Here is a 23,387-nt window from a genome sequence, read left to right as displayed (position 1 = left end):
TTTCGTGCGCCCGATCCTCTACTACGTCCATCACCAGGGCTCCGGCCACTGGCGTCGCGCCCTGGCGATGGCCGAGCAGCTGCCCCGGCCGGTGATTTTCGCATCCTCGGCGCAACCCCCGCGGGCTCTGCCGCCGTCGTGCGAGCACGTGCCGCTGCCGTTGGACTTCGGGCTGGTGAACGAGGACCCCGATGCTCACGGCGCACTGCACTGGGCGCCGACTCATCAGCCCGGGCTGCTGGCCCGCCATCGGCTGCTCCTGAGCGCCGCCGCCCACTATCAGCCGGCGCTGGCCGTGGTGGACGTCTCGGTCGAGATAGCGGTGCTGCTGCGCACCAGCGGCATTCCCGTTGTCGCAGTTCGACTTCCTGGTCAGCGCACCGATCCGGCCCACAACCTCGGCTTCGCCCTGGCCGACCAGGTGGTCATGCCGGTTCCCGAGTCGTGGGGCCTGCACACCAACCTTCCCCGGACCCACGCCGTCGGTCTGGTCACGGCTGCGCGCAGGGTTCTCAAGAGCAACAACGATGGACGCCCGCGAGCAGTTGTGGTGGTCGGCACGGGTGGGTCTCGGTTGGACGCACGTCGGTGCTCCGAGATCGCCGTCGATCTGCCCGATCACGAGGTGACGGTGCTGGGCCTCGACGCCCCGGCCGAAGCCGGGCCCGCGAACCTGTCCTTCCAGGGCCGTGTGGCCGACGCCGGGCCGGCCATTGCCGAGGCCTCGGTGGTCATCGGCAATACCGGCCTGGGCACGGTCGGCGAGGTCACCACCGCCGGTAAGCCGTTCGTGACCCTGCCTGAGCAGCGAGCTTTCGACGAGCAGGAGGCAACCGCCAAGGCCCTGGACGGGGTCGGGGCAGCCGTCGCCCTCTGGCAGCTGCCCGAGCCCGGCGGCTGGGCCGATGCGGTGCGCAGGGCCATGCTGCTGCCGGAACAGGACGAGCCCGAGGTGGGCGCAGCTCGTTTCGCCCAACTGGTCGAGGCGCAGGCCGTCGAGGTGGGAACCGTATGAGCCTGGCCGTTGTCACCATCGTCGCGGGACGCCGCGCCCACCTGGCCCGTCAGCTGGAAGGCCTTCAGCGTCAGTCCCGGTCGGCCGAGCACTTGGTCATCGTGCGCATGGACGGCGCCGAGATCACAGTGCCGCCGCGGGTGGCCGAGCAGGTCGTCATCGTCGATATGCCTTCCCAGGGTGGCGAACTGCCCCTTGCGGCCGCCCGGAACCTGGGAGCACGGGCCACTCATGCCGAGCACATCGTCTTCCTGGACGTGGACTGCATTCCTGGCGAGCAGCTCGTCGAGACGTACGCCGATGCCCTCAAGCAGGTCGACGGCCTGGTCAGTGGACCGCTGCGCTACCTGGAACCGGCTGCGGTGCAGGACGGCTGGAATGAGCGCGACCTGATCGCCCGCTCCCGGCAGCACGCGTCCCGGCCCGCACCCGAGCCGGGACGGCTGGTGCGCGACGATCGTCACGAACTGGCCTGGACCACGTCCTTAGGTATCAATCGCCGGGACTTCGACCGGATCAGCGGATTCGACGAGCGCTTCGTCGGATACGGCGGCGAAGACACCGATTTCGGCGTGCGGGCCGGGCAGGCCGGCCTGGGCGTGTGGTGGAGCGGCGACGCGGTCGCCTACCACCAGCACCACGAGACCGAGACCCCGCCGACCCGGCACCTGGCCGCAATCGTCCGTAATGCCGCCCTGTTCGCCGAGATTCACGGCTGGTACCCGATGCAGGGCTGGCTGGAGGAGTTCCGGCGCCGAGGTCTGGTCGAGTTCGACCCCGGCGCCGGGATCCTTGCCCTGAGTTCGCAGCAGGCTCAGACCGGGTCGACGAAGAACGCCGTGGCCGCCGCCACCAGATAGGCCGGGTCCTGAGCCCCGCACAGCTCGCGGGCCGAGTGCATCGAGAGCACCGGGATGCCGATGTCGACCGTGCGAATCCCCAGGCGGGTGGCGGTGATCGGGCCCACCGTGGAACCACAGGGCACGTTGTTGTGGGAGACGAACACCTGGCTCGGCACCCCGGCCTCGGCGCAGGCGCGGTGCCAGGCGGCCGCCCCGGGTGCGTCGGTGGCGTAGCGCTGGTTGGCGTTGGTCTTCAGCACCGGGCCGGCGTTCATGTGGGCCAGGTGGTCGGTGTCGTGGCGGTCGAGGTAGTTGGGGTGTGCGGCGTGGGCCACGTCGGCCGAAAGACAGCGCGAGGCGGCGAACGAGCGGTAGCGCTCTTCCGCGCCACCGGCCAGCCGGGTCAGCACCATCTCCAGCAGCGGCCCGGCGGCGCCGGTGGCCGAACTGCTGCCCACCTCCTCGTGGTCGAAACCGACGAACACCGGCACGGTTTCCGGCTGCGACTCGGCCGCGGCGAGCAGCGCGGTCAGGCCGGCGTGAACCGAGGAGAGGTTGTCCAGGCGGGGTGAGGCCAGCAGTTCCCCGTCGGCGCCGAGCCGGGCCGGCGGCGTGAGCTCGTGGACGACCAGGTCGTGCGCCACGATCTCGTCCGCCTCGAGCCCGGCCCGGTCGGCCACGTACTGCAGCAGGTCGCCGTCCGCGGTGGGGCCCAGACCCCAGATCGGCACCAGATGACGCTGCGGGTCGAGCTTCAGGCCCTGGTTCACCTGCCGGTCCAGGTGGATGGCCAGCTGCGGCACCCGCAGCAGCGGCCGGTCGATCCGCACCGGCACGACCGTGCCGTCGAGCCGGGCCAGCCGCCCGGCCAGGCCCAGGTCCCGGTCGAGCCAGGAGTTCCACAGCGCCCCGCCGTAGACCTCGACCCCGGCCTGCCGCCAGCCCGCCGTGCCGGTGTCGGGGTTGGGCTTGATCTTCAGCGTGGGCGAGTCGGTGTGCGCCGCGAAGATCCGGAAAGCCTTCGTCGGGCTCGCGTTCGGCGGCGTGTACCAGGCCAGGACCGTGCCGTCGCGCACCAGGTAGCGCCCGCCCGGGGTGTGGTCCCACTCACCGCTCTCGGGCTGTTCGGTGAAACCGGCCTCGCTCAGGCGCCGCACCGCCTCCGCCACCGCGTGGTACGGGGTGGGCGCGGCGGACACGAACGCGGCGAGGTCTTCGACGGTGGTCTCAGGGCTGGAACTGGGCACGGCAAGAACGTCCTTCGGCTCGGCCTACGAGGCCGTACGACCCTACTCCCGGGCATCGCCCCATGCCGGATCGGCATCGGGTGATGCTCAAGCAATGTTGGACGGGCATCGCGGGAGCGGCTTAGCGTCGAAGGAGCCCCCGATCGAAGGAGATCCTGCGATGACGCTCGAGAGCAGCACCGTCGTCCCCGACCTGAGCGGCCTGCACCTGGGCGCCGACGTGGCCACCTCCGACCGGATCACCGGCGTCCGGGTCAGCCTGTGCCACCTGCCGCTGGGCAACCCGATCAGCGACGCCAAGGTCTTCACCGGCCGGCAGAAGCCGCTCACCGAGATCGCGTTCGTCTTCGCCGAGATCACCTGCGAGTCCGGGCTGAGCGGCCTGGGCTGGGCCTACTCCAAGCGCGCGGGCGGCCCCGGGATGTACGCGCACGCCCGCGAGATCGCCCCGAACCTGATCGGTGAGGACCCCAGCGACATCTCCCGGCTGTGGACCAAGCTGGTCTGGGCCGGCGCCTCGGTCGGCCGCAGCGGCCTGTCCACCCAGGCGATCGCCGCGTTCGACGTGGCCCTGTGGGACCTGAAGGGCAAGCGGGCGGGGCTGCCGCTGGCCAAGCTGATCGGGGCCCACCGTGACACCGTGGCCGCCTACAACACCTCCGGCGGCTTCCTGTCCATGCCGATCGAGGCCGTGGTGGAGAACGCGCAGCGCTCGGTGGCCGCGGGCATCGGCGGGATCAAGCTGAAGGTCGGGCAGCCGGACAAGAAGGCCGACCTGGCCCGGGTGGCCGCCGTGCGCGCGGCCGTGGGCGACGACTTCACCCTGATGGTCGACGCCAACCAGCAGTGGAACCGCCAGGACGGACTGCGGATGGGCCGGGCGCTGGAGCAGTTCGGGCTGGAGTGGATCGAGGAGCCGCTGGACGCCTACGACGCCGAGGGCCACGCCCAGCTGGCCGCCGCCCTGGACACCCCGATCGCCACCGGCGAGATGCTGACCAGCGTGGCCGAGCACGCCGAGCTGCTGCGTCTGCGCTCGGTCGACTACCTGCAGCCGGACGCGCCCCGGGTCGGCGGGATCACGCCCTTCTTGAAGCTGCTGGCTCTGGCCGAGCACGCCGGGGTGAGCCTGGCGCCGCACTTCGCCATGGAGATCCACGTGCACCTGTCGGCGGCCTACCCGCACACCTCGTGGGTGGAGCACTTCGAGTGGCTGGAACCGCTCTGGAACGAGCGCCTGGAGCTGCGCGCCGGCCGGATGGTGGTGCCGCCGCGGCCCGGCCTGGGCCTTTCCCTCAGCGAGCAGGCCCACGCCTGGACCACCGGGACCAGCACCTTCGGCCGCGCCTGACTCAGGCCGACTCAGGCAGGATCCGGCTCGGCCATCCGGTCGCGGATCTCGCGCAGCCGGGCCACCCGGCTGCGCGGGTCCTCGGACAGCACCGGAATGCTGCCGGTGTGCGCCTTCACCACGTCGCTCGGCTCCCAGGTGACGGCCGAGGACCCGGTCTCACTGCTGCGGAAGCGGCGGGCCAGGTGCCGGCCCCGAGGACGCGAGTTGATCTCCATCCGGTCACGATAAGGGCTCGAAACGGGTCGAAGGCAACTTCTAGGACGTCCTTGATCGTGATTTAGACCGGACGTATATGACGGTAGCTGTCAGGTATCCCCGGCATCGTCTGCGTCATGGAAAAAGCATGGCTGGGAATTGTGTCGGCCGATCACGCCGCCCGGGCCGCCGGGCAGAACTGGATCCAGCTCAACCACGGCAAACGCAACAACCTGACCCGGCTGCGCCGCGGTGACGGGTTCGTCTTCTACTCCCCCACCCAGCGCCTGGGCGAGAAGAAGCCGCTGCGCGCCGTGACCCAGCTCGGGATCGTCGCCGACGACGTGCCTTTCCAGGCCGAGGAACTGGTGCAGATGCGGGCCGGAGAGCCGGTGCGGCCGTGGCGGCGCAGGGTGGAGTTCGTCCCGGCCCGGCCCGTGCCGATCGGTGACCTGGCCGGGCAGCTCGACCTGACCCGGGAGCCGGGCTGGGGGCACTCGCTGCGCTTCGGCCTGGTCGCCCTCTCCCGGAACGACTTCGAGGTGCTGCGCCGGGTGATGACCGTCTGAGGCGCCACGGACCGGTCAGCGCCGCAGGTGGTCGCGCAGCCGACGGGCCACCGTGGCCATCAGCGCCTCGGCTCCGGGCTGGACGGTGGCTGCCACCCGAGACTCGGTGAGCACGCACACCGCGAAGGCCTGGCCGTCGGCGTGCTCCACCACACCGACCTCGTGGCGCAGGTTGAGCAGCGTGCCGGTCTTGGACGACCAGCGCGAGGCGTCGGAGGCGAAGTCCGGGGCCAGCCGCTGGCGCAGCACGTTGTTGGCGAGCAGCTCGCGCATCCGCCCAGCCACCCACGGGTCGATCGTGGAGGGCCGCCAGAGCGCCTGGAGCAGGTCGGCGAAGGCCCGGGCGCTGCCCGAGTTCGCCCGGCTGACATCGAGCTGGGGCACCGGATGGCCGCGCCCGGCGGTGCCCGCACCGATCGCCAGCGAGTGCGCCAGATGGCCCTCGCCGGCCGGGAAGCGTTCGGCCGGGGTGTCGGCCAGGTCGCCCAGACGATGGCGCACGGTGAGCCCGGTGTGGCCGTGCTCGCGCAGGTAGGCGGCGACCGCGGTGGGCGGGGTGAGGTCGAGAAGCACGTCGGCGGCGGTCGTGTCGCTCAGGCAGACGCTCAGGTAGAGCAGGTCCTCCAGGGCGATCGAGGCCGGGTGACGGAACTTGGTCAGGCCGGTCGGGCCGGGCACCCTCAGCGCGCCCGGTTGCACCTCGATCCGGGCGGCGGCGTCGAGCTCGCCGGTGCGCACCCGCTCCAGGGTGGCCAGCGCGAGCGGCACCTTGACCAGTGAAGCGGCGGCGAACTCGAGGTCGGGCTCGATCCCGATCTCCTCGCCGCTGTCCAGGTCGCGCACCAGGAACGACCCGTGCAGGCCGCCCTCCTCGAGCGCCTGCCGCAGCTGTTCGAGCAGTCTCATCGCTGCGCCCCCAGACACTGGGCGACCAACGGTTCCAGACGGGTGTGCACCCGCTCGCGGTCGGCCTGGGCCATGGCCGCCACGTCGTAGCCCCGGGCCAGCCGGATCTCCCCCACCGGCCGCCAGGCCAGCCCGAGCTCGATCGCCTGAGCCGGCGAGCACAGCAGCAGGTCGGACGAGCCCAGCACCTCGGCGACCGCGGTGGTGAGGGTCGGCGCCACCGCGACCTGGGCGGGCCGCAGCCCGACCGCGTCCCGCAGCCGGGTGAGCCGGTCGCGGACGTGCGGCACGTCGTCCTCGGGTTGCACCCGCACCACCCGCGCCCGCTCGCCGGCCTGAGAACGGCCGGGGCGCAACGACTCCAGATGAATCACCGGGCCCTCGGGCTCGCCGGTGCCGGCCAGGCCGAGCGGGACCGCCCAGATGCCCTGGTCCGGGGGGACGGCGACCAGGGCCGCCCGCACGGCCAGCGACCGGGCCATCTCGGCCCGTTCCTCGGGCCCACCGGTGACCAGGTCGAGGTAGACCTCCTCAGGCCGGGCCCCGGCCTCCAGCCGGGCCAGGGCGGCAGTACCGCAGGTGCCGGGCACGGCCAGACGGAAGGGCCGGCGCCGGGCCCGTTCGGCGTCGTGCCGCAGGTCGTCGGCCAGCCGCACCAGTCGCCGGGCGGAGGGCAGCAGGTCGGAACCGAACCGGGTCAGCGCCACCCGCCGCGAGGTGCGCTCGAACAGAGCCTCGCCCAGATGTCTCTCCAGCGCGGCCACCCGGCGGCTGACCACCGACTGCGGGAGGTTCACGGCCGCGGCGGCCTGGGTGAAGCCACCGTGCTCGCTCACGCTCACGAAGGCCTGACAGCCGGAGACCACGTCCACGAACTCAGCCTATGCCGGATCAGCATCGATTCGGCCATCCGGGCATTGGACCGCATCGATCCGGCGCCGCCAGGCTGGCTGCACCAGCTCGAACCACATCGGAAGGTGGTCCATGAAGCTCTCTGTCCCAGGTCGTCTCGGCGCGACCGTCGCCTGCGCCGCCCTGCTCCTCGGCTGCGCCGCCCAGAACGCCTCCGCCACCCAGAACGCTTCCGCCGCGCTGGGCCCTTCGGTCACGCAGACACCTTCCAGCCCAGCAGCTGAGCTGCGGGCCCTGGAGGAGAGGTACGACGCCACCCTGGGTGTCTACGCCCTGGACACCGGCACCGGTCGGACCGTGCGGTTCCGGGCCGACCGCCGTTTCGCCTACGCCTCCACGTTCAAGGCCCTCCAGGCCGGCGTCCTGTTCCAGAGGCGCACCGACCGGCAGCTGGAAAGGCTGGTCCGCTACGACGAGTCCGACCTGCTCGAGTACGCCCCGATCACCCGCCAGAACCTGGCCACCGGCATGACCCTGCGTGAACTGGCCGACGCCTCGGTGCGCTACAGCGACAACACCGCCGCCAACCTGCTGTTCAAAGAGCTCGGCGGCCCCGCGGAGGTGGACGCCGCCCTGGAGCGGATCGGCGATCGCACCACGCAGATGAACCGCATCGAACCCGACCTCAACGAGGCCACCCCGGGCGACCGCCGCGACACCAGCACCCCCCGGGCCCTGGCCACCGACCTGCGCAAGTTCGTCCTCGGCGATGTCCTGGACGACCAGGACAAGGCCGCCCTGACCGACCTGCTGAAGCGGAACACCACCGGCGACAAGGTGATCCGGGCCGGCGTTCCCGAGGGCTGGGTGGTCGGCGACAAGACCGGCTCGGGCGGCTACGGCACCCGCAACGACATCGCCGTGATCTGGCCGCCCAGGTCCGCCCCGATCGTCCTTGCGGTGCTCTCCACCCGCGGCGAGCCGGACGCGAGCACCGACGACCAGCTCATCGCCGACGCCACCGAGGTGATCGTCGACCAGCTCCGCTGATCGAGGTGCGGGCACCGCGGACGCCGATAGCGTGCCTCGGTGCCCGCTTCCGAACCCCGCCGCATCACCGAGTCCGGTCTCGGCGCCTGGCTGATCAAGGGCAACGCCGACAACAGCCCCCTGGCCGAGCGGTTCGCCGCCGACCCACACGTCGGCCGGTGGTGCGTGCAGCGCAACTACCGCTCCGACCTGATGCGGACCGGTCAGGCGGTGGTGTTCTGGGCCAGCGGCAGCCGCTCACGAACGGTGCCCTACGGCGTCTGGGGCGTGGGGCAGGTCATCGGTGAGGCCGGCACCGACGAGGGCGGCAGCTGGTCGGTGCCGCTGAGCCTGGACATCCTGCCCGAGGCCGAGCGGCTGACCCGCGAGCAGTTCCGCGCCCACCCGGTGCTGGCCGGGGCCGAGGTGCTGCGCCAGCCGCAGGCCGGGAATCCCTCGTTCCTGACCGTGGAGGAGTTCCGCGCCCTACGTGAGCTGCTTGCCTAGTACTGCGTCGAACTCCTTCAGGTACACGGCCTTGCGGTCTTCGGGAAGCAGCGAGTTCTCGAAGCCGGCCCGGGCGGCCCGCAGCAGCTTCTCGGTCCCCAGCAGGTCGCGGGCGATCCGGTACTCGGCCGAGATGTCGGTGTTGAACATCGGCGGGTCGTCGCTGTTGACGGTCACGTTCACCCCGGCCTCGGCCATCCGCGGCAGCGGGTGGGCGGCCAGGCTGGGCGCGGCCTTGGTGCACAGGTTCGAGGTGACGCTCACGTCGACCGGCACCTGCTCCCGCACCAGGTACTCGACCAGCGCCGGATCCTCCAGCAGGCTGGTGCCGTGGCCGATGCGCTCGGCGTGCAGGTACTCCAGCGCGTCCCAGATCGTGCGCGGTCCGGTGGTCTCACCGGCGTGCGGGATGCTGTGGTAGCCCTCGGCGATCGCGGCCTCGAAGAACGGGGCGAACTGCGGGCGGGGCGTGCCGATCTCCGGGCCGCCCAGGCCCAGTGCCACGAAGCCGGGCGGGCGGTTGTCGAGCAGTTCCTGCAGGGTCTGCTCGGCGCCGGCGATGCCGCGCTCACCGGGGATGTCGGCCATGAACACCATCTCCACGCCGAACTCGGCCCGGGCCCGCTGCCGGCCCTCCTCCAAACCACCGAAGATCTCCGAGGCCGGGATGCCCCGGTCGGTGTGCAGCGGCGAGGTGAAGAAGATCTCGGCGTAGCGCACGTTGTGCCGGGCCAGCTCGGCCCCCTTGCCGTAGGCCAGCGCGGCGAAGTCGGCGCCCTCCTGCAGCACCTTCACGATGATCAGGTAGACCTCGATGAAGTGCGCGAAGTCGCGGAACTCGAACAACCGGCGCACGTCGTCCAGCGTGCGCGGCACGTCGTCCACGCCGTGGCGCACGCCCAGTTCGAGCAGCGTCTCCGGGGGCATCGAGCCCTCCAGGTGCACGTGCAGCTCGGCCTTGGGCAGGCGGGCCAGGGCCTGGTCGGTCAGCGGGTGCAGGGGCGTCACGAGTGGCAGCATAGGGATTTCCGGCGTATGGCACACTCTGGGTCCGTGACGGACTGGTCCAGGCTCACCCATGCCTACGGCCCGGCGGACGACATCCCCGCCCTGCTGAAGCAACTCGGCGAGCAGCCGAGAGCTGAGCTGTGGAACGACCTTTGGTCGGCCCTGTGCCACCAGGGCGGAGTCTACGACGCCAGCTTCGCCGCCCTGCCCTGGCTCGCCGGGCAGGCCGCCGGCACCGACCGCGAGCAGGCGGTCAACGCTGTCGTGCTGGCTGCCGCAATCCTGGCCGCCGACGAGTCCGGTCACGAAGCCGGCCACGCCGAGGAACGACAGGCCCTGCGCGCGGCCGCCGAGCAGCAGTTGCACGCCCGGCGCTGCCCGCCGCTGGAGTACATCTACCTGATGGCGGCGATGCTCTCGTTCGAGGGCCAGACCCACTGGAACGAGGACCTGCCGGCCGGGCTGTCCGACGGCGAGTACGAGCTGACCTGCCCGGCCTGCTCGGCCGCGCTGCTGATGGTGCTGGACGAGCGCGGTTTCTACGTGGCCGAGGCCGACGACGAGGGCTGGTCGCGGCCGCTGCGGCCGATCGACGCGGCCCGGCTCGAGGGCCTGGGCCGGCGGCTGTACGACCTGGCCGACGGTGATGGTCAGCACGAGATCGCCACCCTGCTGACCTTCGTCTTCGGTGAGGCCGACTGCCCGCGCTGCGAGACCGGTTTCGTGGTCACCGAGCGGATCGGTGTCCCGATCGACGAGGATTAGGGCGATGGAGAGCATCACCAAGAACCGTCAGTCCCCGGCCGTGCTGCGGGCGATGGCCGAACGTGCCTTCGGGCCGGCTCAGCTGCCCTCGGGCGAGGCCGGCTGGTTCACCGAACTGGGCCACGGCTGGTTCAACGTGGTGTACCGCATCGATCTGCTCGACGGGCGCCGCACCATCCTGAAGATCGCTCCCCCGGCGCACGTCGAGGTGATGAGCTACGAGCGCGGCGCCATGGCCACCGAACTGGCCGCGCTGCGCCTGATCCGCGAGCACACCTCGGTGCCGGTGCCGGAGATCCTGTTCGGTGACCAGAGCCACGAACTGTGCGACGCGGACTACTTCTTCATGTCCCACGTCGAGGGCGAGCCGCTGGGCCTGCTGTACGAGCGGGGCGAGGTCTCCCCCGACGATCAGATCCGGTTCGGTGAGGCCCTGGGCGCGGTCAACCGCGAGCTCAACCGGATCCCCGGCCCCTGGTTCGGGGCGCTCGAGGGGCCGGGCGAGCCCACCTGGCGTGACTGCTTCACCGGCAAGCTCGAGGAAGTGCTCGGCGACGGGGAGCGGCGGGGAGTCGACCTCACGGTCGGGTACGACGTGGTCCGGGCCGCCATCGCCGAGCGGGCAGCGGCCCTGGAGGAGGTCACCGAGCCGCGCTTCGTGGAGTGGGACCTCTTCCCCAACAACGCCATGGTGCACAAGGGCCGGATCGTTGGCGTCATCGACCATGAGCGCGCGTTCTACGGCGACCCGCTGATCGAGGCCGGGTTCGTCGCCCTCGACCTGCCCGCCTTCGGTGACCCGGGCCCGTTCCTGCGCGGCTACGGTCGCGGCGAGCTCACCACCGGCGAACGTCGGCGACGCTGGCTGTACACCCTGTACCTGGCCTTGGTCATGGTGATCGAGACGGAGTTCCGCAACACCGGGGCCGAGCAGTACGAGAAGTGCGGTGAACGACTACGCGAGCTTTTGGACGCCGGCGACTGACCATGGACGGGCTTCCGGGCGCCCCACTGATGCGTGGGTCTCACCAACCCTTCCTCGACGTTCCGTAGTCGGCAACGACGCATCGTCATCAAAGCTCCGGCAAACGCACGGCGCCGGTTGACCGTTCCCGGCCGCGGGCCGCAGTGTCGAAGAGGTGTACACCCTGTCTTCGCCCACTGTGCTCGCCACCGACGCGGCCGTCCACCCGGCCGCCGTCCAGGTCCTGCACGGGCTCAGCGCCGCCTTCCGGATCAGCCAGGACGGTGCCTTCGCGCTGGCCCAGGCCTGGCACGACCGGGACCGGACGGCGCACTCGGTGGCCTGGACGCTGGTGGCGCTGCTGGACATGAACGCGCCCACTCTGCCGCAGACCCTCCGGGCCGCCGGAAGCACGCTGGAGGCGGGGGCCGCGGTGAACGCCGACGAACTGGCCCAGAGCCGGTTCGGCACCAGTTCCCAGGTCGGGGCGCTGGTGGCGAAAGAGGCTGCGGTGTGGCCCGATGCGGCGATCGCTCCGGTCCCGGGGGCCGGCACGGTGCCCGCCTCCGCGGCCGTCGCGGCAGCGGCCGTGGCCGCGTCGTGGGCGAGCCCGGACCTGGGCGCCGAACAGGTCGAGGCTCTGCGAGCCCCCTACGAGCAGGCCGGACAGAGCGGGAACCTGCTGGAAGACAGCGAATTCGGCTACGGCCCGCGCACCGCGGCCGTGCAGGACCTGATCGAGCTGGTCCAGGCCGGCACGATCACCCCGGCCCAGTTGTCCGGCATCTCCTGGCCGTCCGGGGTCTGGGCCAAGGCCATGCACGAGGGCGCCTGGGCCTGTCTGCGGGAGGGCCTGCTGCGCGCCCAGATGCGCTCGATCCTCGATGTGACGCTGGGTTTCGTGCTGACCAACCCGGGGCTGAGCACGGTCGAGACGCGCGCCTGCATGCCTGCGCTGCACGCCCTGACCGTGGCCCGGCTGGCCGGGCCGGCGATGGACGAGAAGTCGCTGGGCGAACTGGCTCTGGCCGAGTTCGCGCTCTGAGTACCTTCTGGGTTCTCTGCTAGCGGAAGGCGATCGCGGGCACCGCCACCGTCGGTCGCGGCCCGCGCCGACTGCACCAGAGCCACCGGGCCAGGAGCACCCCGCCCACCGGGATGCCCAGCCCCACGCTGAGCAACCGGTAGAGCAGGATGCCCGAGGCGACGTCGGCTCCGGCCGCCGCCGGCGCCAGCATCAGCACCCCGGCCAGCCCCAGTTCGACCACGCCGAAGCCGGCCGGGGTGATCCCGACCAGGGTCAGCAGCCGCTCCACGCAGAACGCCGCCAGCACCAGCGCGAGCGGCACCTGCGCACCGACCGTGCCGAGGCAGGCGGCGAGCAGCAGGAACAGCAGCCCGGTGTACCCGCTCAGCCCCAGGGCCAGCCGCGTCCATGCGCCGACGATCGTGACCAGCGCCAGGGACGAGATCTGCTCCGCCCCGGTCAGCAGCCGCTGGGCCGCCCGCCATCCGCAGGGCCACGGCGAGCGCATCGCCTGCTCCGAGGCCAGCCCGGCCAGGCGGCGCACCGGCCGGCCGGCGGCCAGGAACCCCGCGACTGCGACTCCGGCCACAGCCAGCCCGATGACGCTGGAGAGGATCAGGGACCCGGAGAACGGCGCCGGGAGATGGCCGCCCAGCACCAGCGGCACCAGGGCGAGCGGCAGGAAGAGCTTGACCATGACGTCGCAAAGATTGACCACCACCGCGTAGGTGGCGATCGCCGGTGCGGAGAATCCCCAGCCCCGGCTCATCCGGTAGTTGAGCGCGATCCCGGCGGCACCGCCGAGCGGCAGGACGTTGGCCACGGCGCTGCCGGTCAGGCTCAGCATGAGCGCGCGACGGCAGTCCAGCCCGGGCATCGCGGCCGACAACGAGACCGAGTGCGCGGCCTTGCCCGCCGCCCACAGCAGGACCAGACCGGCCAGGGGCAGGGCCGGGACGGCCGCCAGGGTGCGCGCGACCTCGATCCAGCCGGTGCCCATCACCGCGGGGAACATCCAGGCCAGGGCCAGCGCCCCGAACCCGATCCCGGCCGCGTGCAGCAGCCCTCGGCAGGCACTCGGCGGGGCCGGACTGCGGTTCAGCACCTCCCGAGGATGGCGGCCGCCCGCTGAAGGCAGCCGGACAGATCCGGAACGGCGGACCACCGGCAGACGAACACTTCGGCCCGCGCCGGCGGTGACCGGTCGGTAGATCGGCATCAAGCAACGACCGGAACCACCCGATGGGGCAGAGGGATCTGCGACCGACGAGTGCGCCGAAGAGGCCGGCGGCGCACGGGCCGCGGGCCCGGGGAAGGGATGGTCATGGCGGGGATACTGCTGGTGGAGGACGATCCGGACACCCGCCGGATGTTGGAGGCCTGGCTGCAGTGGATGGGGCACGACGTGTTCGGGGCCGCCTCGGCGACCGAGGCGGTGCACCTGGTCGAGGGCAGCACGCAGGTCCCGGCGCCCGCGCTGCACGTGGCCGTGCTGGACATCGTGATGCCGGACCACAGCGGTGTCGAGCTACTGCAGTACCTGCGCCGGCGCCCGGTCACCCGGCAGATCCCGGCGATCTTCCTGAGTGCCAGTGAGCTCGACACCGACCGGGCCGCCGCCCGGGCCCTCGGGGCCCACTTCGTGCCCAAGCCGGTCACCCGGTCGGTGCTGCAGGCCGCGGTCGAGTCGGCGCTGATCACCTACACCTGAGGCCGGTCCGCAGTCGCCGGGTCACCTCACTCCCGGGGGCCCGCGGCGGCGCGCATCTCCTTCACTCCGGCGGCGAACGTCACTTCCGGGCGGTAGCCGAGCTCGGTGCGGGCCCGGGTGATGTCGTAGCTCCGGTCGCGTCCCATGATCGCGACCAGCCAGTTGTACAGCGGCGGTGGGGTGGGCCGGCGCAGCATCCGGGCGGTGCGGTCCAACACTCTCCCGAGGAGCGTGGCGACGGCGAACGGAAGGCTGGGCGCCTTGCTGACGTCCGCCCCCAGCGCACCCATGACAGGGGTGAAGAAGTCGCGCATCGCCATCGGGGTGCCGTGGGTGATGTAGTAGACGCCGCGGTCGCGGCCCTGCGTGAGAGCGGCCGCGGTGGCTGCGGCCAGGTTGGCGACGTGGACGAAGTCCATGGTGTGACGGCCGTTGTCGATGAAGGCGAACCGGCCCGAGGCGACCGTCTCGTCGAGCGTGGTCATGCCGGTGCCCCAGATGAACGGGGGACGCAGGATGATCAGTTCCATTCCGGGGGTGGCGGTTTCGGTCAGGGCCTGTTCGGTGGCGAGTTTGACCCGGCCGTAGGCGATCACGGAGTCGCCGGTGGGCGTGTCCTCCGCGACGACGGCCGGGCCCCGGTTCCGGTCGGTGGAGACGGCGGCGGCGCTGATCAGGACGAACCTACGGACGCCGGCGGCGGCTGCCGCCCGGAACAGCGCCAGAGTGGGCCGGTGGTTGTCCCGTTCGAATCCGGCGTCCTCGCCCCAGAAAGCCATCCGCGCGGCCGCATGGACCACCACGTCACTCTCCTGCAGCGAGTTGAGCCAGGCCGGTTGCGAACCGGAACCGTTCAAGTCGGCCAAGTCTGCCAGGCCTGCCAGGTCGGCCAGGTCGGCCAGGTCGGCCGGGTCGGCCAGGTCGGCCAGGTCGGCCAGGTCGCCGCGCACCGGCCGGGCTCCGGCCCGTTCGACCTTCTGGGCGGCCTGGTCACTGCGGGCCAGGGCCCAGACGGTGTGGCCGTCGCCCACTAGCCGGGTGATGAGGTGCTGGCCGACGAAACCACTGCCGCCGGTGAGGAAGACGTTCATACCGGGTGTCTCGTTCATGGGTTCCAGGCTGCTCGGCCCTGTGGATCGGTGGGAGCCCCGGAACTTCCTGGTACAGCTGGTACTACTCCGGGCCCCACAGCGATGAGCGGTAATGAGCGAAAATGGCCGCATGAACGAGCTCGGAGTCGCGTTACGGGCCTGGCGAGATCGCCTGGAGCCGCGGGCCGTGGGGCTGGCGCACGGTTCGTCACGGCGGGTCACGGGCCTGCGGCGGGCCGAGCTGGCCCAGTTGGCCGGAATATCTCCCGAGTACGTGGTGCGCCTGGAACAGGGCCGGGCCGGGACGCCGTCGGCCCAGGTCTGCTCGGCCCTGGCCCGCGCCCTGCAGCTGTCCGACGAGGAGCAGGGCCATCTGTTCCGTCTGGCCGGGCACGCCGAGAACCCGGCGCTCGTCCCGCAGCTGATCCCCCAGAGCGTGCACCGTATCGTCCAGCAACTGACTGCCAGCCCGGTGCTGGTGTGCGACGCCGCCTGGCGGATGCTGCACTACAACGCGCTGTTCGCGGCCACCTTCGGCGATCCCACGACCCGCTCGGACGACGACCGTAACGCCTTGATCTACCAGTTCGAGGGCGCGGCCACCCGGGTGCGGCAGACCCCGGCCGAGCGCAGCGCCTTCGAGGAATCACTGGTGGCGGATCTGCGGGCCACCAGCAGTCGCTATCCCCGCGATCCGGACGTGGCGGCGTTGATCGCCCGGCTGGAACGCAGTGCCCGGTTCCGCGAGCTCTGGGCGCTGAAGCTGGTGGGCGAGCACCAGACCGCGCAGAAGATCGTCGTGCACCCGGACGTGGGTGACATCGCGCTCGACTCCAACGTGCTCGTCATCCAGGGCACGAATCTGCGCCTGGTGGTGGACACCCCGCGTCCGGGCACCGACGCCCGCAGCAAGCTCGATCTGCTGGCCACCATCGGCATCCAGCAGATGTCGGCCTCTTCCCCGGGCTGATCCCGTCGGCCGGGCTCAGAAGCTGCCCAGCACCAGGGCCAGGTGCGCCACGGTGATCAGCAGCAACACCGCCGGCCAGCCGCCCTTCCAGCGACCGGAGGGCAGTTGCGGGCCGGCCACGATCCACACCGACACGACGGCGGTGAGCACCAACAGGGTGGCCGGCAGGGCCAGGACGGCGAAAGCCGCAGCGGAGTAGCCGTCAGCCCCGCCCGCCGAGTAGTGGATGATCACGCGGTCGGGCAGGAGCGGGTAGGCCAGCGCGGAGACCAGGAGCAGGGGCACGAGCACGGTGAGGGTCAGGCGCCAGATCGAGCGCAGCAGGCTCCACCGGGTCAGGTCCACGGTCGAGCCCGCCGGGTCAGGGGTATGCCGGTACGAGTCGGCCGGATCATCGCAAGGTCTTTCCGGCGCGGAGTTTATCGATCGTCTCGGTCACCCGACGTTCGCGGGTCTCGGCCTTCTTGGCGCTCTCGATCCAAGTGGTGAACAGCTTCTGGTTGGTCGTCGAGAGCGAGGTAAAGAAGGCCGCCGCCTCCGGCTCGCCCCGCAGAGCGCTCTGCAGCTCGGCGGGCAGAGCCACCTCGCGCGGGCCGGTGTCGACGACGATCTCGACGTCCACCTCGTCGCCGGCCGCCACGCCGGATGCTGAGCGGTGCTGGGCGTTGAGCGGAATCTTGGTCACGCCCTTCATGACGCCCAGGGTGGTGGGAAAGCTGTACCCGTTGATCGTCACGAGCACCGCCGGACGCCGGCCGGCGCCGAGCTCTTCGACGACGTGGTCGGGCACGTTGATCCCGGTCGCGGTCTTTCCGTCCAGCTGCACGATGGCGGTGAACTGCATGGTGCGAGTCTGCCGCAGCAGGACGGCCCCGGTCCGGCTACGCGCCGCATCCGCCGGATCAGAGGGCGAAGAGCAACGCGGCGTCGATGAGCATGACCACGGCCGTGGTGAAGTGGATGCCGAAGGCAGCGGCCCGGGTTCCGCCGTGGCGCAGCACGATCAGCATGTCGCCGAGCGGGATGAGGGCCAGGACCAGCATGAACCAGGCGACGCTGAGGTTGTCGGTGAAGGCGATCAGGGCGAGGCCGAGCAGGCCCGGGGCGGCGTCGCGTACGCCCTTGATGCTCAGATACGCCGGATCCCCCGACTCCGCGGCCGGTACGCCGTAGCCGGCGGCGGCCACCCGGGGGCTGATCAGGAAACGCGTACCGATGAAGATGATGCCGACGTTGAGCAGGACGGCGATCCCGTAGGCGATGACAGCAAGCATGATGTTCTCCCGTTCCCATGGTTAGCATTGCTAGCGCTAGCGACGCTAACTCTGCACCGAGCTAGCCGTCAAGAGCGTCGCTAGCGTCAGTAGCAGTGCTAACCTCAGGGCATGGGCACCGAAGACCGCAGGCTCCGCGAACGCTCCACCCGGCACCGGCTGATCCTGGACACTGCCCGGGCCCTGGCCGAGCGTGAGGGCTGGGAAGCGGTGACCACGCGGCGACTGGCGGCCGAGATCGAGTACAGCCAGCCGGTCATCTACAAGCACTTCGCCTCGCTCGACGACCTGACCGAGGCCGTTGCCCTCGAGGGTTTCGGCGAACTGGCCGAGGCCCTCGGGCAGGCCCGGCGTGCGGCCGGGCCCGGCGATGCGGTGCACGCGGTGGCTCGCGCCTACACCGCGTTCGCCGCCGCCGGCCCGGCTCTGTACGACGCCATGTTCACCCGGGCCACCCGGCTACGTTTCGGCGGTGACGACATCCCGGAGCAACTGGCGGCCGGATACATCGAACTACACCAGGCGGTCGCCACCATCGCCGGCGATCAGGACGTGGAGACCCTCACCGAGGTGTTCTGGGCAGCCCTGCACGGGCTCACCGCCCTGACCCGCAATCAGCGACTACGCCCAGGCCACGAGGACGAGCGCATCGATCTGCTCGTCTCCCAGCTGCGAGGGTGAACCGCGGCCGGCTCAGACGACCGTGACGGGGTGACGCACCACTGCGTCGAACAGGTAGCCCAGACGGTTGAACTCGGTCTGCTCGGGCTGAGTGTGGCCGTGTTCGTCCACAGCCCGGGCCCGCAGCTGATAGGTGCCCGGTTCCGGCCGCCACGGAACGCTCCAGCGCAGCCAGCCGTCGCGACCGGCCGCACCGTGCGGGGTGGCCCGGCGCCAGGTCGTCCCGTCGGTAGTGACCTCGACCCGCCGGATCCGGCCGCCGCCCGACCACGAACGCCCGGTGAGCTGTTGCGGACCCGCGCCGACCGTGGCCGGGAAGGGCAGCTCGAAGGCGCTTTTCACCACCTGCTCGGTGAGCGGGGCACTGCCCTCGGCCGGGTAGCTCGGGCCGAAGAGCCGGTAGTAGTTCGTGTCCCACGGTGAGCTGAGCGGTTCGCTGGAGACCTCGATACTGCCGACCCACTTGATCGAGGCGATACCGATCCACGACGGAACCACCACCCGCACCGGGAATCCGTGGTCGGGCGGCAGCGGTTCGCCGTTCATCTCGTAGGCCAGAAGCACGTCGTCGAGAGCCTTGGCGATCGGCAACGGCCGCCGGACGTGACCGCGGTTCACTGAGCCATCGACCCATTCGGCGTCCAGCCCGACCGGCATCACGTCGACCGCCTCACGCTTCACGCCCGCCAGGCCCAGCACCCGGGACAGTGGAACCCCGCGCCAGCGGGCCACTCCCACCGCGCCGAGCTTCCAGGCCGTTCCCGACACCGTCTGCCCCTGCTGAGAGGTGAAGAAGCTGCGGCCGTTGCCGGTGCACTCGATGAAGGCGGACACCTCACGGGCCGGGAGCGCACGCAGATCGGCATAGCTGAGACGCAGTGGCCGGCGGACGCCGCTGCCGTGCACGTCGAGCCGCCAGGTGCGGTGGTCGATCAGTGGGGTGGAGGTGTGGTTGCGGACGAAGAACCGGTCGATGGGCGTGTGGTAGCCGGTGCCGCGCAACGATTCCCACCGTGTCTCGGCGTTCGTGCCGAAGACGTTGAAGAGTTCGGGCGGCAACGGTTTCACGATCGGCCCGGCGGCCCGGGCCGACTCAGCCGCGAACAGGGCCGGACCGGCCAGGCCGGCGGCGAGCGAACCACGCAGCAGTGTCCTGCGACTGACGATCGTCATGCGTCTCCCCTGCCCGCCCCCGCACGGAGGCCTGCGCCGAGTCGTTTTCCGCAGGATTCTATACAAATCAGGTCGAATTAGTAGCCTATCCGCCCGCCGGTCTCCCGCCCCGAGCCGGGACCGGTCAGGAGTCGAGAAGCGCCGGCGACCGGCCGGCTCCTACCGTGGTGACCACGGACGTCCTCAGAATCGAAAGCACTGGGGTGGTAACGCAGGGCCGAGCGGGACTTCGCTGCCTTGCCGGAGAACTGAACGGCGCTTCGGCGGGCCGGTGGGCGCCCTGGTTCAGCTCGCCGCCTTGACGTAGCCCTGGGCCACGTGCGGCGGCCAGCAGCCCGGGCTGAGGACCCCCATCGAGTAGGCCCGGGAAACCAGCGCGGCCCGGTTGGGCGCCTTGAACTTCCGCAGCATCCGGCCCACGTGGTATTCCACGCCCTGCCGGCTCAGGAAGAAGCGGGTGGCCATCTGGATCGTGGAGGAGCCGGTGGCCATCGCCTCGAGAATGCGGCACTCCAGCGGGCTGAGCAGCGCCCGCGGCGCTCCGGCCACCGAAACGCTGCCGGGAACGGCCTCTTCCGGCTGAACCTGGATCACGAAGCCGCGCAGCGACTGGTCCTCGCCTCGCACCGCAACGCAGCTCACCTCTGCGTAGAAACCGTCGTCCTGGCCCCGCAGGCCCAGTGCCCGGGTGACGAACTGAGTGCGCCGTTCCTCCAGAAGGGTGGCGAAACTGCGGGGCAGCACACTCTCGGCGCTGGGGTGGAAGAGGTCGTAGATGTGCGTGCCACAGGTCTCGCCCAGGGCCCGGCGGAAGGTCAGGTGGAACTCCGGGTTCGCCGCAACGATCACCTGGTCGGCATCGAGGCTGGCGGTGGCCGGCAGCGGGCCCACGCCGGGCCGGGCACTCTCCCGCCGTACGCTGGAGGCCACCGACTGGGTCATCACGACGGGGGCGATCCGGGTCGGGCCGCTGGGGTACTGGCTCATGGTGGGGCTCCTCCATCACAAATGCGCCGGGAAGGGTTCCGCCGGAGCGCCGCCCGGTCGGCAACGTGGCCGGGCAGGCGTCCTGCGGATACGGGAAGGGCTCTGCAGCCGTTGTTTTCGACCACCTCGCCGTCACCTGCATCTACTCCGAGACTCACACACCGGATTTTCGACGTCAACGATGTCAGAGGCGCCCCGGGAAAGACTGTGGCTGCCCGCTCCGTACCTCCGTACCCGCCCCCGCCGGTTCGGTCCGAACCTCCGTACCGCCGCTCAGTTCCCCAACACCGCTAGCAGTTCGGTCCGTCCCCGTACTCCGAACTTCCGGTACGTACCGGTCAGGGTCTTCTCCACGGCCCGGCGGCTGATCCCCAGCGAGTCGGCGATCTGCTGGTTCGTCCACCCCTGCCGGACCCGGCCCAGCACCGACTCCTCCGAAGGGGTCAGTTCCACCCCCCGCACGCCCACCGACCGCAGAGCAGCCGGTCTCGCCGACTGGGCCGCGACCGCCCCGGTGACTGCGGCCGTGGGCGGTCCGACCGGCTGGGACCGCCCGGGCACAGGAGGCGCATCGGTGAGACCGCACTCGGCGCTCAGCCGGGCCGCCTCGACGAAAGTGTCCTCGGCTCCGGCCATCCGGGCACCTTCCAACTGGCGGGCCAGGGCCGTGGTCGCCCGGGCCCGGGCCATCAGGTCCGGTGACGAGCCCAGCACCCCCACCGCCTCGCGCCACAGGTCCAGAGCCTCGTCCGGGCCTGCCAGGGCGGCCTTCAGCCCCAGGGCCCGGCCGATCGCCGTGGGCGTGCCCCAGTCGAGCGCGGCAGCGTGTTCCTCCTCGGCCAGATCGGCCGCCTGCGCCGGTCGGCCCGAGGCGGCGAGCGCTTCGACGACGGCCGGCCGCCAGGGCATCCACTGGGGGTTGTGCCAGCCCAGCCGCGCGGCCTGCGCACCGGCGGAGCGGAAGGCGTCGGTCGCCTCGGCCACCGCGCCGCGGCTCAGGGCCTGCACACCCCGCACCGTCCGGGCCGCCACTGCCGCGCGAGGGTCGTCGGTGGCCTGGGCCAACTGCAGAACCCGCTCGCAGGCCTGCGGTTCGTGGGTGGCCAGAGCGACGCTGCTCAGCACGGTGGCGACCGAGCCGCAGACCTCGGGCCAGTCCGGTGCGTCGAATCCCGGCAGGTCCATGGCCGTGTGCGCGGCGGCGCGGGCCTCCCGCAGGCGTCCCTGGGCCATCCGGACCACCGCCTGCCCGGCGGTCGCCACAGCCAGCGCCGGAGCCGAGTCGCCCTTGCCCGCCTCGTGCAGGAAGGTCAGGGCCCAGTGCTCGGCCCGGTCCACTGCGTCGGCAGTGACCATCACCTGGATCAGCGAAGGCAGAACGGTGAAGGCGGCCGACCACCGGGCGGGCTCGCGCAGCAGGATCTTGGCCCCCAGACCGGCCACCGTCCCGGCTCGCAGACCGGCGCCGACGGTGCCCGCCCGCAGCAGTACAGCGAGCAACTCACGGCCACCTTCGCCGCAAAGGTGCTGATCGACGTCCATTGTCTGAAGTCGTTCCACCGAGGCGGCAAGGGCTTGCGGAGTGTCCGGTTCCAGCGCCCGTCGGTGCGCCTCGATCCGGGCAGCGAAGTCAGGGTCCTCGGCCGGGGCCTCACCGGCCTCCCGTAAGGCCTCGGCCACTGCCGGGGTGGCGGCCGCCGGGCCGGGTGGGACGCACAGCGCCGCTGCGCCTCGTTCCTGCGCGGTGGGCAGTACCAGCAGGGCCTGCGTGACGTGCCGGACGGAAGCGGCCAGGTCGGCTCCTCGTTCGGCGACCGCCACGTCCATCAGGAGCCGGCCGCGCTCGGCCGAACCGGGTGGGGCCTCGAACAACAGCGGCCGTAGGTAGCCAGCCGCCAGGCGACCGGCCCCGCGCTCCAACGCCTCCCGGGCGGCCTGCCGCAACACTCCAGCCTCCCAGGCGGCGTGCCCGGAGGTGATGGTCAGCAACTGCTGAGCGACGTCGCCCGGACGGAATCCGGCAGCGTGCAGCAGGCTGGCGGCCCGCCGGTGCAGTTCCTCCCTCTCGTCCACCGACACCACCGACAAGAGCGCGTCGGGCACGCTCGGGTGCACGAAAACCGTTGTACCGCCTGCCGAGAACAGACCGAGCCGGTCCAGGGACCGCACCGCGGTGGCGTGGTCCCACGGATCGGCAGCGGTGAGTACCCCGACCCGGCCGAAGGCGTCCCGGCCGACCGCGTCGTCACTGGGCACCGATCCGAGGACCGCCATGGCCCGGGCCATCGCCTGCACCAGAGGTGGCTGGAGGCTCAGACAGTAGGTACGACGATCGCGCAGCAACAGGTGCCCACGTTCCTCGACCTCCTGCAGGCCCGGACCGGAGACCGGCAGACCCTCCTCGCGCAGGCCGCGCAGCACGATGTCCAGCGCCGCCGGGTTGGCCGCGGTGACCCGGTGCAGGATGTGGCTGAGCCCGGCGTCCGCGTCGACGCCGAAGGTGTCGCGCACCAGTTCCCCGACCGCGGCCAGAGACAGCGGCGCCGGCTGCAGGGTGGCCCCGGCCAGCGCCCGGACCTGCTCGAGGAGGGCTCCCTCGGGCACCGACACCCCCTCCGCGATCCCGGCGAAGACGCTCACCGGCAGGTGGCCGAGCCGGGCGGCGAGATGGCCGAGCCAGCGCAGGCTCGAGGTGTCGGCCCAGTGCAGGTCGTCCACCACCAGGGTCAGGGGCTGTTCCTGGCTGACCCCGGCCACCAGGGCGGTGAGGGCCGGGAGGAGGGCGGGCCAGGCCGGCGGTTCCTCGTCCTCCGGTACGAGCTGGGCAACCAGTTCGAGCGCGTTGCCCAGGCCGGGGCGCAGGCGTGGGGGGATCGCCGACAGCAGGTGCGGCAGCAACTGCCGGACCACACCGAAGTCGTAGTCCTGCTCCAGTACCGAGCCGCTCGCCCGGAGCACGAGGTCACCGGCGGTCTGCTCGCAGATGGCCTCCAGCAGCGCCGAGCGCCCGGCGCCAGGACCGCCGGCCACGATCACCAGGCCCCCCGAGCCGGTCCGGGCCGCCCGCCGCACCTCCTGCGCCGCCGCCAGTTCTGCTGTCCGCTCCAGCAATTGGGCCGTCAAGTGCCGTTCCTCCCCACTTCAACGCTGGACAACGTTGTCCAGCGGTGCACGTACTGCCCCCGGACCGCCGCCTCAGCGGCGCCGTCGGCCCTCCGTC

The 23,387-nt window shown here is 71.5% G+C and carries 25 protein-coding genes; 12 read left to right on the top strand and 13 right to left on the bottom strand.

The genetic code is table 11. The features are described 5' to 3' along the window. Positions 1-4: 4 nt before the first annotated feature. Together LWF15_RS37470 and LWF15_RS11990 are read left to right on the top strand one after the other, a co-directional pair. Positions 5-1,015, top strand: coding sequence for a glycosyltransferase (locus tag LWF15_RS37470; RefSeq protein ID WP_232810532.1), 1,011 nt, complete (start codon positions 5-7; stop codon positions 1,013-1,015). Beyond that, a complete protein-coding gene (locus LWF15_RS11990) occupies positions 1,012-1,875 on the top strand; it encodes a glycosyltransferase family 2 protein (protein WP_232810531.1) in 864 nt (287 codons plus the stop codon). Before LWF15_RS37470 ends, LWF15_RS11990 begins: the two co-directional genes overlap by 4 nt. Here the strand turns inward: LWF15_RS11990 and LWF15_RS11985 are convergent. Next, the gene (locus LWF15_RS11985; protein WP_232810530.1) at positions 1,830-3,104 is read right to left on the bottom strand and encodes a M18 family aminopeptidase; all 1,275 of its coding nucleotides are present in this window, start codon (positions 3,102-3,104) and stop codon (positions 1,830-1,832) included. The genes LWF15_RS11990 and LWF15_RS11985 overlap by 46 nt on opposite strands. Positions 3,105-3,264: 160 nt before the next feature. On the opposite strand from LWF15_RS11985, the gene LWF15_RS11980 reads away from it, so the two are divergent. After that, entirely contained in the window at positions 3,265-4,455 is a 1,191-nt protein-coding gene (locus LWF15_RS11980; RefSeq protein WP_269810021.1) for an L-talarate/galactarate dehydratase, read from the top strand. An 11-nt stretch (positions 4,456-4,466) separates the two neighbouring features. Here LWF15_RS11980 and LWF15_RS11975 read toward each other — a convergent pair whose 3' ends face one another. After that, positions 4,467-4,673, bottom strand: a complete 207-nt coding sequence (locus LWF15_RS11975; RefSeq protein ID WP_232810529.1) for a hypothetical protein — start codon at positions 4,671-4,673, stop codon at positions 4,467-4,469. Between the two features lie 117 nt (positions 4,674-4,790). Between LWF15_RS11975 and LWF15_RS11970 the strand changes: the two genes are divergently transcribed. Next, positions 4,791-5,222, top strand: a complete 432-nt coding sequence (locus LWF15_RS11970) for an EVE domain-containing protein (RefSeq protein WP_232810528.1) — start codon at positions 4,791-4,793, stop codon at positions 5,220-5,222. A gap of 15 nt (positions 5,223-5,237) precedes the next feature. Here LWF15_RS11970 and LWF15_RS11965 read toward each other — a convergent pair whose 3' ends face one another. Beyond that, positions 5,238-6,128 (bottom strand): serine hydrolase, encoded by an 891-nt coding sequence (locus LWF15_RS11965; protein WP_232810527.1) that lies wholly within the window; start codon positions 6,126-6,128, stop codon positions 5,238-5,240. After that, positions 6,125-7,000 carry a LysR family transcriptional regulator gene (locus LWF15_RS11960; protein WP_232810526.1) on the bottom strand — a complete coding sequence of 292 codons (876 nt, stop codon included), beginning with the start codon at positions 6,998-7,000 and terminating at the stop codon, positions 6,125-6,127. The genes LWF15_RS11965 and LWF15_RS11960 overlap by 4 nt, the downstream gene beginning before the upstream one ends. Positions 7,001-7,112: 112 nt before the next feature. On the opposite strand from LWF15_RS11960, the gene bla reads away from it, so the two are divergent. Continuing rightward, positions 7,113-8,030, top strand: a complete 918-nt coding sequence (bla, locus tag LWF15_RS11955) for a class A beta-lactamase (protein ID WP_232810525.1) — start codon at positions 7,113-7,115, stop codon at positions 8,028-8,030. 39 nt (positions 8,031-8,069) lie between these two features. After that, positions 8,070-8,516, top strand: coding sequence for an EVE domain-containing protein (locus LWF15_RS11950; protein WP_232810524.1), 447 nt, complete (start codon positions 8,070-8,072; stop codon positions 8,514-8,516). Here the strand turns inward: LWF15_RS11950 and add are convergent. Continuing rightward, positions 8,496-9,524 carry an adenosine deaminase gene (gene add, locus LWF15_RS11945; RefSeq protein ID WP_232810523.1) on the bottom strand — a complete coding sequence of 343 codons (1,029 nt, stop codon included), beginning with the start codon at positions 9,522-9,524 and terminating at the stop codon, positions 8,496-8,498. The two genes, LWF15_RS11950 and add, sit on opposite strands and share 21 nt — an antisense overlap. Before the next feature lie 45 nt (positions 9,525-9,569). Between add and LWF15_RS11940 the strand changes: the two genes are divergently transcribed. From LWF15_RS11940 to LWF15_RS11930, 3 genes are all read left to right on the top strand, one after another. After that, positions 9,570-10,289, top strand: coding sequence for a hypothetical protein (locus tag LWF15_RS11940; RefSeq protein WP_232810522.1), 720 nt, complete (start codon positions 9,570-9,572; stop codon positions 10,287-10,289). A gap of 4 nt (positions 10,290-10,293) precedes the next feature. Continuing rightward, complete coding sequence (locus tag LWF15_RS11935) at positions 10,294-11,274, top strand: phosphotransferase family protein (protein ID WP_232810521.1); 981 nt, start codon at positions 10,294-10,296, stop codon at positions 11,272-11,274. 154 nt (positions 11,275-11,428) lie between these two features. Next, on the top strand, positions 11,429-12,298 hold the full coding sequence (locus LWF15_RS11930) for a hypothetical protein (RefSeq protein ID WP_232810520.1): 870 nt from the start codon (positions 11,429-11,431) through the stop codon (positions 12,296-12,298). Positions 12,299-12,317: 19 nt separating this feature from the next. Here the strand turns inward: LWF15_RS11930 and LWF15_RS11925 are convergent, their stop codons facing one another. After that, positions 12,318-13,385 carry a lysylphosphatidylglycerol synthase domain-containing protein gene (locus LWF15_RS11925; protein WP_232810519.1) on the bottom strand — a complete coding sequence of 356 codons (1,068 nt, stop codon included), beginning with the start codon at positions 13,383-13,385 and terminating at the stop codon, positions 12,318-12,320. Positions 13,386-13,604: 219 nt separating this feature from the next. Here LWF15_RS11925 and LWF15_RS11920 point away from each other — a divergent pair, with 219 nt between their 5' ends. Then, complete coding sequence (locus tag LWF15_RS11920) at positions 13,605-13,991, top strand: response regulator (RefSeq protein ID WP_232810518.1); 387 nt, start codon at positions 13,605-13,607, stop codon at positions 13,989-13,991. 26 nt (positions 13,992-14,017) lie between these two features. On the opposite strand, the gene LWF15_RS11915 is transcribed toward LWF15_RS11920, so the two are convergent. Beyond that, positions 14,018-15,100: an NAD-dependent epimerase/dehydratase family protein gene (locus tag LWF15_RS11915; protein ID WP_232810517.1), complete on the bottom strand. Its 1,083-nt coding sequence runs from the start codon at positions 15,098-15,100 to the stop codon at positions 14,018-14,020. A 112-nt stretch (positions 15,101-15,212) separates the two neighbouring features. Between LWF15_RS11915 and LWF15_RS11910 the strand changes: the two genes are divergently transcribed. Further along, positions 15,213-16,052 carry a helix-turn-helix transcriptional regulator gene (locus LWF15_RS11910; protein WP_232810516.1) on the top strand — a complete coding sequence of 280 codons (840 nt, stop codon included), beginning with the start codon at positions 15,213-15,215 and terminating at the stop codon, positions 16,050-16,052. A 15-nt stretch (positions 16,053-16,067) separates the two neighbouring features. Here the strand turns inward: LWF15_RS11910 and LWF15_RS11905 are convergent, their stop codons facing one another. The 3 genes from LWF15_RS11905 to LWF15_RS11895 are packed head-to-tail and all read right to left on the bottom strand — an operon-like array spanning position 16,068 to position 17,326. Continuing rightward, positions 16,068-16,397: a DUF1648 domain-containing protein gene (locus LWF15_RS11905; RefSeq protein WP_232810515.1), complete on the bottom strand. Its 330-nt coding sequence runs from the start codon at positions 16,395-16,397 to the stop codon at positions 16,068-16,070. A gap of 46 nt (positions 16,398-16,443) precedes the next feature. Further along, complete coding sequence (locus LWF15_RS11900; RefSeq protein WP_232810514.1) at positions 16,444-16,896, bottom strand: YdeI/OmpD-associated family protein; 453 nt, start codon at positions 16,894-16,896, stop codon at positions 16,444-16,446. A gap of 58 nt (positions 16,897-16,954) precedes the next feature. Then, the gene (locus tag LWF15_RS11895; RefSeq protein WP_232810513.1) at positions 16,955-17,326 is read right to left on the bottom strand and encodes a DUF4267 domain-containing protein; all 372 of its coding nucleotides are present in this window, start codon (positions 17,324-17,326) and stop codon (positions 16,955-16,957) included. 111 nt (positions 17,327-17,437) lie between these two features. On the opposite strand from LWF15_RS11895, the gene LWF15_RS11890 reads away from it, so the two are divergent. Further along, positions 17,438-18,007 (top strand): TetR/AcrR family transcriptional regulator, encoded by a 570-nt coding sequence (locus LWF15_RS11890; RefSeq protein WP_232810512.1) that lies wholly within the window; start codon positions 17,438-17,440, stop codon positions 18,005-18,007. 12 nt (positions 18,008-18,019) lie between these two features. On the opposite strand, the gene LWF15_RS11885 is transcribed toward LWF15_RS11890, so the two are convergent. The 3 genes from LWF15_RS11885 to LWF15_RS11875 form a co-directional block, all read right to left on the bottom strand. Continuing rightward, positions 18,020-19,180 (bottom strand): sulfite oxidase, encoded by a 1,161-nt coding sequence (locus LWF15_RS11885; RefSeq protein WP_232810511.1) that lies wholly within the window; start codon positions 19,178-19,180, stop codon positions 18,020-18,022. Between the two features lie 285 nt (positions 19,181-19,465). Beyond that, a complete protein-coding gene (locus LWF15_RS11880; protein ID WP_232810510.1) occupies positions 19,466-20,167 on the bottom strand; it encodes a helix-turn-helix transcriptional regulator in 702 nt (233 codons plus the stop codon). A gap of 273 nt (positions 20,168-20,440) precedes the next feature. Continuing rightward, the gene (locus tag LWF15_RS11875; RefSeq protein WP_232810509.1) at positions 20,441-23,290 is read right to left on the bottom strand and encodes an AAA family ATPase; all 2,850 of its coding nucleotides are present in this window, start codon (positions 23,288-23,290) and stop codon (positions 20,441-20,443) included. Between the last annotated feature and the right edge of the window lie 97 nt (positions 23,291-23,387).

Origin of the sequence: Kineosporia rhizophila, from assembly GCF_021277265.1 — a bacterium.
GTDB lineage: Bacteria > Actinomycetota > Actinomycetes > Actinomycetales > Kineosporiaceae > Kineosporia > Kineosporia rhizophila.
Note: the sequence above shows the minus strand (reverse complement) of the source record. Positions and strands in the feature narration are given on the sequence as shown.